Source organism: Saccharopolyspora sp. NPDC000995, assembly GCF_053599315.1.
This window is the reverse complement of the sequence record NZ_JBSFLZ010000044.1, coordinates 34,298-45,365: the sequence shown is the minus strand read 5'-3', so window position 1 is coordinate 45,365 and position 11,068 is coordinate 34,298. Positions and strand designations below refer to the sequence as shown.

10 protein-coding genes and 3 pseudogenes are annotated in these 11,068 nt (G+C 67.0%); 10 read left to right on the top strand and 3 right to left on the bottom strand.

What is annotated here, in order from left to right; genetic code table 11:
- Positions 1-362 precede the first annotated feature (362 nt).
- Positions 363-3,452, top strand: coding sequence for a discoidin domain-containing protein (locus ACWDKQ_RS16855; protein WP_450139664.1), 3,090 nt, complete (start codon positions 363-365; stop codon positions 3,450-3,452).
- Positions 3,453-3,750: 298 nt separating this feature from the next.
- Positions 3,751-3,885: a hypothetical protein gene (locus ACWDKQ_RS16850; RefSeq protein WP_450139663.1), complete on the top strand. Its 135-nt coding sequence runs from the start codon at positions 3,751-3,753 to the stop codon at positions 3,883-3,885.
- A 732-nt stretch (positions 3,886-4,617) separates the two neighbouring features.
- Here the strand turns inward: ACWDKQ_RS16850 and ACWDKQ_RS16845 are convergent.
- Entirely contained in the window at positions 4,618-5,043 is a 426-nt protein-coding gene (locus tag ACWDKQ_RS16845; RefSeq protein WP_450139662.1) for an SsgA family sporulation/cell division regulator, read from the bottom strand.
- Positions 5,044-5,177: 134 nt separating this feature from the next.
- Here ACWDKQ_RS16845 and ACWDKQ_RS16840 point away from each other — a divergent pair, with 134 nt between their 5' ends.
- The 3 genes and pseudogenes from ACWDKQ_RS16840 to ACWDKQ_RS16830 form a co-directional block, all read left to right on the top strand.
- The gene (locus ACWDKQ_RS16840; RefSeq protein WP_450139661.1) at positions 5,178-5,303 is read left to right on the top strand and encodes a hypothetical protein; all 126 of its coding nucleotides are present in this window, start codon (positions 5,178-5,180) and stop codon (positions 5,301-5,303) included.
- A 322-nt stretch (positions 5,304-5,625) separates the two neighbouring features.
- Positions 5,626-5,847: a hypothetical protein gene (locus tag ACWDKQ_RS16835; protein ID WP_450139660.1), complete on the top strand. Its 222-nt coding sequence runs from the start codon at positions 5,626-5,628 to the stop codon at positions 5,845-5,847.
- A 195-nt stretch (positions 5,848-6,042) separates the two neighbouring features.
- Positions 6,043-6,315 (top strand): annotated as a pseudogene (locus ACWDKQ_RS16830) (transposase); the annotation flags it as partial.
- Positions 6,316-6,410: 95 nt separating this feature from the next.
- On the opposite strand, the gene ACWDKQ_RS16825 reads toward ACWDKQ_RS16830, so the two are convergent.
- Both ACWDKQ_RS16825 and ACWDKQ_RS16820 read right to left on the bottom strand, forming a co-directional pair.
- Positions 6,411-6,806 (bottom strand): DUF397 domain-containing protein, encoded by a 396-nt coding sequence (locus tag ACWDKQ_RS16825; protein WP_450139659.1) that lies wholly within the window; start codon positions 6,804-6,806, stop codon positions 6,411-6,413.
- A gap of 4 nt (positions 6,807-6,810) precedes the next feature.
- The gene (locus ACWDKQ_RS16820) at positions 6,811-8,835 is read right to left on the bottom strand and encodes a phosphocholine-specific phospholipase C (RefSeq protein ID WP_450139658.1); all 2,025 of its coding nucleotides are present in this window, start codon (positions 8,833-8,835) and stop codon (positions 6,811-6,813) included.
- 492 nt (positions 8,836-9,327) lie between these two features.
- On the opposite strand from ACWDKQ_RS16820, the pseudogene ACWDKQ_RS16815 reads away from it, so the two are divergent.
- From ACWDKQ_RS16815 to ACWDKQ_RS16795, 5 genes and pseudogenes are all read left to right on the top strand, one after another.
- A pseudogene (locus ACWDKQ_RS16815) lies at positions 9,328-9,525 on the top strand (helix-turn-helix domain-containing protein); the annotation flags it as partial.
- Complete coding sequence (locus tag ACWDKQ_RS16810) at positions 9,477-9,659, top strand: winged helix-turn-helix domain-containing protein (protein ID WP_450139657.1); 183 nt, start codon at positions 9,477-9,479, stop codon at positions 9,657-9,659. The pseudogene ACWDKQ_RS16815 and the gene ACWDKQ_RS16810, both read left to right, overlap by 49 nt.
- A 46-nt stretch (positions 9,660-9,705) precedes the next feature.
- A pseudogene (locus ACWDKQ_RS16805) lies at positions 9,706-9,891 on the top strand (hypothetical protein); the annotation flags it as partial.
- A gap of 138 nt (positions 9,892-10,029) precedes the next feature.
- Positions 10,030-10,221 (top strand): hypothetical protein, encoded by a 192-nt coding sequence (locus ACWDKQ_RS16800; RefSeq protein WP_450139656.1) that lies wholly within the window; start codon positions 10,030-10,032, stop codon positions 10,219-10,221.
- Between the two features lie 356 nt (positions 10,222-10,577).
- Positions 10,578-10,889 carry a hypothetical protein gene (locus tag ACWDKQ_RS16795; RefSeq protein ID WP_450139655.1) on the top strand — a complete coding sequence of 104 codons (312 nt, stop codon included), beginning with the start codon at positions 10,578-10,580 and terminating at the stop codon, positions 10,887-10,889.
- Positions 10,890-11,068: the final 179 nt, after the last annotated feature.

Below are 11,068 nucleotides of genomic sequence, written 5' to 3'. Positions count from 1 at the left end.
CGCAAGCACGGCATCAACGCCTTCGAAGCCATCGCTGCCGCCGTCACAGGAAACCCTTGGGGACCAACGCCTCTCCCAACCACGTGAATAGTTACAAATAATTATCCACCAAACCAAACGCGACGCGGCCAACCCGGCCGGCCAATGCCCAGCCACCGTCCCGTTCCTCAAGCCGAAGCCCCGAGTCGTGCGGTTGTCTGAAAACGGACAGGTTTGGCCTGCGGGATTGCCTTTCCGCGCCGGAACGAAGCAGAATCACGTAATCGTCGCTGACAGCGTTGTCGACGGGGCGGAGAACATTGAGTATTGAGCATTCTCGCCGATGGATTCTCCAGGCGTCCGGCACAGGTGGACTCGCGCTCGTGGCCGCCGGATTGGTGACGCCGATAGCCTGGGCACGGGCCTTGGCCGCGCGGCCGATCGTTTCGCAGCGCCAGGGTGCCCCGGACGACGTGGCGGCAACTTACCTGAGGGTGTTGCTGCGGCACACGCGCTGGGCCGAGCGACAGTTCGACCCGGCTTCGGGAATCTACCCTGCCAAGGACTTCACGTTCGCCGTGGTTCTCGGCAACGCCGTCCTGCTGACTAGAGAGGGCTACGACGCGACGATCGCTGGGGTCGAGCGGGAGGTGCTGCACCGGCAAACCATTGACACGATCCGCCACTTCGCGGCATCGAACGTAATCGCCGGCGGCACCGAGTGGGGGCGCCGGCTGTACTTCGACACGACGTTCCAGTCTTATTTCCAGCTCGCCGGTCGTCTACTCTGGAGCGATCTGGACGATGGTACGCGGGAGAACCTAGACAAGATCGCGATCGGCCAAGCGGTCTATACGGCGGGGTTGGGCTCAGGTGACGACCCGCTGTCGAGTGGCTGGACGCCACTGGGATTGTCCGGGGGGCACGTCGGGGACACCAAGTTAGAGGAGATGGGCGTCTACGCTCAGGCACTGACCCCGGGAATCGCTTGGGCGCCGGATGACCCGCAAGCCGTGGCGTGGCGTGAGTGGTTTGGTAAGTGGAGCCGCAACGAGACGAGCCTGCCCGTCGCGGACCTGGCCAACCCGTGTGTGGTGGACGGCGTGCCGATCTCGGCCAACACCGCCGAGAACCTGTACGACACGTTCCTGGTCGAGAACCACGGTTCGTTCGGCCCGCACTATCAGGAGGAGCTGTGGCGCACCTCCGGGCGCAACGCGATGCATTTCCTTCTCGCGGGGCAGCCGCTGCCGGAGGTGCTCACCGCGCAGCCGAACGGCGAGCGGCTGTGGCACACCATGCTGCTGATGGCCAGCGACGCGGGCGAACCGTTGATGCCGATGGTGGCGGACCGCGAACATCTTTACGGTCGCGACGTCCTCCCACTCGCCTTCCGCGCCCAAGTCCTCGGCGACCGTTACGCCGCACGCGCCGAGGTGCAGCTTGCCGAGCGGCTCGAGCCCTACCAGGCATACCCGCCGGCCGATCGCATCACGAAGTTCTCCGGTGAGCCGAAGTACGAGCCAGAGGCCCGCGCGGAAATCGCGATCAGCTACCTGCTGCACGAGTGGCGCGCGAGTCACGGTGGCCCGGTGCAGGCAGTGAGCCAGGCCGGGTTCGACGCGTACGCGATAGGCGTGGGCGATTTCGGTGAGGGGCCCGGATTGATGGCGCACCGAACGTCTTACGCGTGGACGGCGGCGGTGAGCAAGCCGGGCTTCGTCAAGTTCGCCTGGCAGCCCCATCACGACGACTGGCTTTTCGTCGTAAGCGGTGCGACGCCGATGCTCTTGCCGTCGACGGCGCTCAAGATACTGAAGCGGAACGCCGCGACGTGGACGAAGGTGCGGGACAATTTCGACGCGACCGCAGCGGTGCTGAAATTCGACAATGGCTACGCCGGTTTCGCCACGCTGCCCTCGGGCGCCGCGGTATACGCGACGACCGGCTTGGCTTCGGGAGAGGGCGTCGTGTCGGTCTACAACCTCGACATGCCTGGCATTCCGGGATTGAACGGTAAACGCAGTTACCACACCGCCGAGGGGACCGTGACCGTCCCGGTCGCTCCCGGACCCCCGCCCGGCGGCGGCCGGACCGACGAGGTCGCTTTCCCTGCGGTCACGGCACGCTACGTCCGGATGCTCGGCGTGCTACCGGATCCGGCGTACGCCTATTCGGTGTTGTCCTTCGAAGTGCGCGATGGCGCCGGCAGGACCGACCTTGCCCGCGCGGCTACCGCGTTCGCCTCGTCAGCGGCGCCAGGCAAGGAAGCGAAGTACGCGACCGACGGCGACGCGACCACGCGCTGGGCGGTCGCCACGGACGATCGCCCGCGTACCGACAGCTGGCTCGCCGTCGATCTTGGCTCGGCACAGCGGTTCGACCGCGTCAAAATCGTGTGGGACGCTGCGGCCGGACGGTACTACCGCATCGAGACCTCGCAGGACGGGGATACCTGGACCGCGGCGGCGACCTACCCGCGACCGGCGGTCAGCACCACCGGAGACTGGCTCAACGTCGATGGGCGTGCCGGGTTCGTCGTGACCGGTTCACCGAACCCGATAATCGTGTCCGGCGACCAGATCCTGCTCTCCGGCGGCAGCGCGGCACCCCTGCAAGTCGAATGTCACCCGGACCCGCGCACCCTGGCCACTTCGGCGACGGCACCGCGTCCGACGTCCAGTGCCGCCGCGGTGCGCACTTCCGTGGTCGACGGATACCTCGTCATGCTCAATCTGTCCGGCTCGGCGGTGCGCGGGACCGTCGCACTGCCCGAGGCCGGGGGCACCGTGTCGCTCTACCGTGGCGTTCAGGTGATCACGAAGGCCGGCAGTGAACTCACGATGTCGTTGGCCGAAGCGGAAGGACGGGTCGAACCGGCTTGGTTTACCGTGCGCGCCGCCGCAGGGCCGCATCTGCCCGCCGGGCTACAGGCGACCGTCGCCGACGGCGCGACACTCCGGCTCACGGCACCCGCCGGACCGCCACTGCGCCTCCAGGTGCAGCCCGCCGGGGAGCCACCGCGCCACGTGGCGGTGCCGGGACGCCACACGGTGACGATCGAGGCCCGCAACACCCGACCCTACCCACAGGATGATCTCGCCCTTGGGGCCACAACGTTCCCGACCGAACCGCTGCCCCCGGGGATGTCCGCACCGAGCGCAGCGGTCGACGGTGACGAGCGGACCTCCTGGCACCCGGGCCCCGACGGCCGGATGGTCGTCGACCTCGGCGCGCTCTGGCAACTCGGCGAGGTCGAACTGACATGGACCGACGGGCTGCCGCCCGCCGTCACCGTCGAAACGAGCACCGACGGGCGTGCGTACACGCCAGCGCCCCCACCGACCTCCCGCAGGAGCACGACAGTGCGCTTGGGAGGTGCCGCGCGCTACGTGGCGATCCGGGTACACGGCGGTCATGCCGGGGACGCCGAACTCACCAGGATGAAGGTGCGGCCAGCAGGGTTCGGTTGATCATGTGGTCGGCCTCGTCCGGGGTTAGTCGAGCTCCTGGACAATCCGCGACATAGCGGTACTCCACCACCCCAGTCAACAACAAGATCAATCAGACCCCCGGACACTAGGCAGAAGATTGCGTCCATGATCGCCCGCTGGCATTGGGTCTGCCGGTGCCACCCTTGCCCGCCAGCCAAGTCGGCTTCGGCAGTTACGGATCGATCAGCGCCCACTGCGAATCGGTCGTGTCCGACGGTACCGGCGAGTCGAGTCCCACGCTGGAATCGGGCAAGACGACAACGTGGGCCCCAGAACCATGGCCTCCCTGAGCAACCTCGCCATCAGCGCCCTACGCCTGGCCGGACACACCGACATCGCCAGCGGACCACGCCACACCGCCCACACCGCCCGCGACGTCACCCGACCAGTCCTCTACGGAATCATCCCCTGACAAGCCAAAAACGACTTTGCCGGGACCCGGTCACGCCGCAACCGGGGCACACCCAAGAGCCGGGGCCGCGAGGTGGCCGATGATGAGGAAGACCTTGAGCAACGTGGCGTTCTAGACCTTCATCAAGCGTGTCGGGTGGGTAGATCCGGCCTGAGATAAGGCAAAGGCCTTATCCTGCTTGGGTTTGCGACTCCAACGCAGCCCAAGAGGAAAGGCCTTAGTGGTGAAGAAGATACCGCACGAGCAGAGCCGGCGGAACGCGGCACGCCGACGGCGCAAGGTGGCGGCCCGGCATGCACGTGCGGGACACTGGGGCGCGCAGTCCAATCCGATGCTGCACTCGGGCACGGTGAGCGACGAGCCCCGCGACCCACAGCACACTGACCACCCAGCTCAGCAGCCCGAGCTTGAGCGGAACGGTTACCGCTGCGGCAGGAGAGGCGGACTGGCCTGGCCGTCTGGACCAGGGCAGCAACGACGACGAGCCACTGGGTAGGACCGGAATCAGGAGACACCCCTGATGATCTCCCAAGGACACCGCTGGTGACCGGGATTTCAGGATCATAACGGCTTTAGCGGTACAGCAGCGTATTCGACGGCCCGCATGCAGCACTGCGCCTCCGGGCTGGGCGGAGTCCCGGCTCGGAGGCGCAGCGTGGCGGACTTTTCAGGTTTTCAGCGCCGCCAGGTCCCGCGGCCGGTCGCCCGGCGTGCGGCACTTCGGGAGGGCCATTACAGGTTGTGCGAGAGCAGCAGGCTCAGCGTCTCGTCGACGTTCATCCACCGGTGTTCGTCACCGGGTGCGACCGCGTCGTAGGTGTCGTTCAAGAACTCCGCAAGCTGATCGGCGTTCACTTCGAAGGTGGCCTGTCCCAACGGCGCGCTCAACGCGATCATGACCAACCCCGAAGAGTCCAGGCGGGGGCGGATGCGCACGTCGCCTTCGCCTGCCTCGGCGACCAGCCCGTCGGCCAGCAGGTCGCGGGCGATCACCCAATCCACCTCACCAGCCTTGCCGGCGTTGAACTTCATGCCGACCTCGTACGGGTTGCGGCTGTCGTACCGCAGTTCCACGCCGACCGGCGCGATCACTCCCGCCGGGGCTACCAGGTTGAAGACCATGGTGGCGAGCACCGTGCCGTGACCGTTTGCCATCATGTCCGCACTCCCAAGCATCGGCTTTCCATACCCTCTTAACGAAGCATGCCCAACGTGGGTTCAGACCTTCTTCACGAAGTCTTCAGGCCCCTGCTCGGCCCTGCAAACGCCGAGGTCCCGGGCAAGATGCCGGAGTGGGTCATTTGCGCCAGTACGCCTTGCAACCCGCCGTGGTGTACTCCTGGAGACTCGCGGTCGAGGCCGTACCCGCCGGGGCCCAATCGGAGTCCTTCGTCCCGTTCATCGACACCGATGACTGAAGATCGTCCTACACCGCAGAAAATGGCCGCAGCCGGGCTCCACCTGATGCGTGCGGCTCACTGCGGATCCCGTACTGGCGCTACGATTCTCTAAAGCAGCATCGACCCTCCACGGCGCGCGATCAGGGCCTGCCGGTCACGGCGGCGACGCATCCACGGCGGCTGGGGCTGCCAAGCGCCCGCAATACCGGCCGCGACCGTTCCCGCGTAGTCAGACCGTTGCATCTCTCGACGATGATGACGTGTTCCTGCCTGCCCATCTGGACACCGCGCTGGCCAGGCTCGACTCGGCCACCGGTGTCGACGATGTCGCCATTACCTGTTGGTCACCGATCACCGCGTCGACGCGGCCGAGCCGGTCACCGATGCGGTGGTCTGGGATGCTGCCTTAGATCCGCTGCTGCTCGAGGTCTGGAACCTGTTTCCCATGCACACGGCCGTCTTCCGCCGGCCGGTGCGGCCGCGGCTCGATCCCGGATTACCGGCGACCGAGGACTGGGACCTTCGGCCGCGCCTGCCCCAACGAATTCGACTATGCGATTGAACGTGCCGACGTGGTCTACCACCGCGTTCCACAGGCCAACAGCATGATCCGCTCAGTCGCCATCGGCGCCATGGCCATGGCCGACTTCCGTGGCCCGGTACGCAAGATCCGGTCAATCCCTTAGAACATCGTCACGGCCCTGTTCGATGCGGGTTACTTCAGCGAGAACAACCTCACCCATCCAGGCCGGACCGGCTGATCGCACCAGTCACCAGGGAAAATTCGCCATCTCCAGCGCGAAGCCGCCACCAACCCCACCAGCGGCCCACCCCAGAGGACGCCACCCTCATCGAGGCCATGCGGCACCGTCTGCGCACCCCCGAAACAGCCGGGCTCTACAAGAAACGCGGCGCCGCCGTCGAACCTGTCAACGGCATCATCAAAAACCGCCACCGACTCCGGCGGTTCAGCCTGCGAGGCCTGGCCGCCTGCCTCGGCGAACTCAACCTCACCGGCGCAACCCACAACCTCCGCCGCCTGTTCACCACCCTCCGCATCCACCACAACACCCTGAACAGGGGGTGGGCTTCCAGCCCACCTCTGATCAGCAACCACGACACCCACTACAAGGCGGCAAGCACCTCGGTGTCGGGCAGATCGAACTCCGCATTGCGGACGCCCGCAACAAACGCGGACCACTCGCCCGGCGTGTACGACAGGGTCTTGTTCAGGTTGCTGCGTGCCCGGAGGCGTGCGCCGCCATCGGCCTCGACCACGACCTGGATCACGGTGTTGGAGCTGACCGGTGCACGTCCAGCGACTTCGTCCAGAAACCGTGCCCAGCCACCAGCAAAGACGCCCAGAACCGGGCCGGCACCGCGCTCCTTGCTGCCGCGGATGTAGAGGAGATCGGTGCCGAAGCAGACCTCGACGCACTGGTTGCCGTCCGACCCCTCGAGTGGCGGCGAATGGCCGCCGGAAGCCGCGCCGGCCCCGCCATGGCGACGTGGCCGGCGCACGGACTCAGCGGCCGAGGGCCGGGTCGCTGACCGAGGGGCGGCCGTCCTCGATGTGGCCGGCGAACGTGCGGCTCCAGGCGGTTCCCGGTACGGCGACGGTCACGTCGTACCAGCCGCCGGAGGCGCCGGTGTCCAGCATCGCCCGCCGCTCCTGGACCGGGACGGCACCGCGGTAGGCGTCCTCGACCACCACGGTCACGTCCCTGGGGGCGGTCACGGTGATGACGAGCGTCCGGCTGTCGCCGTGGCGGCGGACCGTGACGGCGGCGGAGTCCCCGGTCTTGTCGCCGGCGAACCGGCGGAAGAAGCCGTTGGGTCCGTGCATCTGCACGTCGTACACCCCGGACACCGGCCAGGACGCCGTTAGGTCGTCGCCCGCGCCGATGGTGTAGCTGTGCGGGGCCCCGGCCGGTGCGATGAGCCGGGCCTGGACGTGCACGCCGAGCTTGCCCTTGTTCGCGAGCTCGACCTTGATCGCGCTCTTCGCGGGGAGCTCGTGGACGTCGAGGTCGTAGCCGAGCGGGCGGGCCGGACGGGTGCCGCGCTCCTGCCTGGGCATCGCGCCGGCGGCCGGTGCCGTCGGGTGGTAGCTCGGGTGCCGCTTGTTGTCGAACGGCTTCCAGGCTTCGGTCGACGGCAGCACCGGCAGCTCTCCCACCGTGCGGGAGAAGTCAAACGCCGAGGTCAGGTCACCGGCCACGGCGCGACGCCACGGGGTGATGTTCGGCTCCATGACGCCGAAGCGCTCCTCCATGAACCGGATGATCGAGGTGTGGTCGAAGGTCTCCGAGCAGACCCAGCCGCCCGTGCTCCACGGCGAGATCACGAACATCGGCACCCGCGGGCCCATGCCGAACGCGCCGGCGACGTACCCTGGATCGCCCGGCTTGCCGGGGTAGAACTCGTGGTCGGTGGGCACCGTCGAGGCGCCAGGGATCAGCTGGTTGTTGGCGTGCGGTGGCACGAGGTGGTCGAAGAACCCGTCGTTCTCGTCGTAGGTGACGAAGAGCGCGGTCCGGCTCCACACCTCGGGGTTCGAGGTGAGCGCGTCCAGGACTTGCGCGAGGTACCAGGCGCCGTAGTTGGTGGGCCAGTTCGAGTGCTCGCTGAAGGCCTCGGGCGCGGCGATGTAGCTGACCTGCGGGAGGTTCCCCGACTGCACGTCCTGGCGGAGGATCTCGAAGTAGCTCTGGCCGTCGCGGGCCCGGGTGCCGCGGCGTGCCTTCTCGTACAGCGTGTCGCCGGGCTGGGCGTTGCGGTAGTTGTTGAAGTAGAGCAGCGAGTTGTCGCCGTAGTTTCCGATGTAGGGGTCGTTGGTCCAGCCCCAGTACTGGTTGCCACCCCCGAGGCCGATGCCCTCGTCCTGGTAGACCTTCCACGAGATGCCGGCCGCTTCAAGCCGCTCCGGGTACGTCGTCCAGTCGTAGCCGAGCTCGTCGTTGTAGAGGACCGGGCCACCGCCCTTGCCGTCGTTGCCGGCCCAGCCGGTCAACATGTAATAGCGGTTCGGGTCGGTGTTGCCGATGAACGCGCAGTAGTAGGCGTCGCAGACCGTGAACGCGTCGGCTAGGGCGTAGTGGAACGACGCGTCCTGGCGCTCCAGGTAGGCCATCGTCACCGGCGTTTTCGTCGGGATCCACCGGTCGTAGACGCCGTTGTTGAACGCCTGCTGGCCACCCTTCCAGGTGTGGTCGAGCCCCTGCAGGAACTGCGCGCCCAGGTCCTCGGCGGTGGGGTGGAAGGGCAGGACCTCACGGTCGCCGTTGGCCTGGTGCCACACCGTCTTGCCGCTCGGCAGGGTTGCCGGGTGCGGGTCGTCGAATCCTCGGACGCCGCGCAGCGAGCCGAGGTAGTGCTCGAACGAGCGGTTTTCTTGCATCAGGACGACGACATGCTCGACGTCTCGCAGCGAGCCGGTGGCCCGGTTCGCGGGGATGGAGGCGGCGCGCGCGATGGTCTGGTCAAGCATCGTCAGGGCGGCGGCACCACCGGCGATGGACAGGAACCTGCGGCGGTCGATGTCGACCATGGATGTGCTCCTCGGCTACGGAGACGGGGTTGCCCCGACAGCCTCGTGGCACTGGTTGAACACTCTATTAGAGGCCGGTGACGCGGAAGTGGCGTCCCGCTGGAGGAATCAGGTATGCAGCGGCTATCGGCCTCGCCTACATCGAGGACCGGGTGCGGACCCGTGAACAGCGCCCACAACGCCATGACACGCGATGGCTCTTACGCGACAGCAAGCAACGCCTGTTTCCCATGGAAGAGCCGGACAAGGTCAACGATCACTGAGCAGCCCTCGAGTCCCAATCCTCAACGAGACATCGCCCATGCGTGCCAGGCTCCGTGAACCGGGTCGGCCGGTCGGCGCGCTGGCCATTGTCGGCTGAAAATAGCTGTCCGCCGCGATTTTGAGGCGTTGCGGGAGCGGCGGATGCGGGCAGCGGAGATGTTCGACCGTGGCAAGCGGCAGGTCGATGTGGTGGTGGAATTGGGGGTCTCGGCGTAGACCGCCTCCCGGTGGCACCAGGCGTGGACGGCCGGTGGCCGGCAGGCATTGGCCGGGGCTGGTCGCGCCGGGCGGATGCCCAAGTTGTCCGACGACCAGGTGGCCGAGGTGGCGGATGCGCTCACCCAGGGACCGCGGGCAGCCGGGTTCGGCACCGGCATGTGGACTCTGGCGCGGGTCGCCGAGGAGATCGAACAGCTGACCGGAGTGCGGTACTCGACCACCAGACCTGGACGATCCTGCGCGAGCGGCTGGGCTGGAGCAGACAACGCCCGGCCCGGCGCGCGGTCGAACGCGACGATGAGGCCATCAACAGGTGGGTGAAAATGAGTGGCCGCGCATAAAAAAGCGCCCGGCGCCGGGGAGCTGTGATCGGCTTTTCAGGACGAGAGCGGGTTCTCGCTGCTGCCGGTGGTGCGGGCTACCTGGGCGCCGCGTGGCCAGACTCCGGTGCTGACCCATCGATTTTCCTGGAAGCGGATGTCGATGGCCGGTGTGCTGGCCTATCAGCCCGACCGAAGCCAGGCTACGTTCGTGTTCCAGCCAGGCACGGTGCCTACAACACCGTCTCGCTGATCGAGTTCCTCACCGACCTGCGGGAGCATCTGGGCGGGCAGCCGGTCACGTTGATCTGGGACGGGCTGCCCGCACATCGGTCGGCGGAGATGACGGCATGGCCGGCCACCCAGCGGCGGTGGTTGCGCGTCGAAACCGTTGCCCGGTTACGCCCATGATCTCAACCCGATGGAAATGCTGTGGGGCAACGTGAAAGTGGTCGAGTTGGCCAACCTGTGTCCGGACACTTTGGACAAGGCCCAGGCTGCCGCACTGACCGGCCTGGAGCGGGTGGCCAACAGCTACGAGCTGCGCTTCGCTTTCCTTGACCATACCGGCCTTTCCCTCTAACCAAGATCACCCGAACCGAAAGATCTTTAATGCAGCAGGTGGCGGTTTGAAGCCCTCCCCCGCAGGACGGCTCCGAAGGGCCAACACTCCTTCATCTCCTACGCAGCAACACGTCAAGAAGCCCTGCCTACACCAGCTCCTCTCCGCGCTAAGGACACACAAAGCCCTACTAGCCGGGCCTATCGGGACGACCGGCAATCCCGGGTGCAGATCTCCCGAGCCGTGTACCCACATCCGGACCGCGAAGCCGCGGTCAAGCTGGTCGCGCCCGGTGTCACCGTTGGCAGAGTTGGCTTTCCTCGCGACGTGACGTCGCGGGCCTCGACGTCGAGGGGTACCTGGAGGCCGACCGCGCTTTGCTCGGTCCGCCTGAGCCGCTGGCCACCGAGCTGGCCGCCGACCCGGCGTTATGCCAGGCGACCGACCTGTTGGTGAGTGTCGTCCCCGGAGTGCCCGAGTTCGATGAAGACATCCGCCTATTCACCGCCGGCGCGGTGCTGGAGCACCGGTTCACCGCCGCGCTCGCTCGGATCCTGCCCCAGCGACTCCGCAGCCACCGGAGTGTCTCACCACGCATTTGCTCGCCTGGCATCGACGCTTGGTGGACAGAAGTGGACCCAGCAACCCTCACCGACGCCCGCCGGTATCCGACGAGCTTCGCGACCTGATCATCCGGCCTGGCACCGACAACTCCTGCTGGGAATTCCGACGCAGACACGGCGAACCACGCCCGACTGAGATACAAGGCCCGCACAGCCACCGCCCACCGCGTCCTGCCAGCCGCACCAACACAAACAGCCGCAGCGTGGCTTGGCGAGATCGCTCGCTCGCCCAGGCGTTGAAGGCA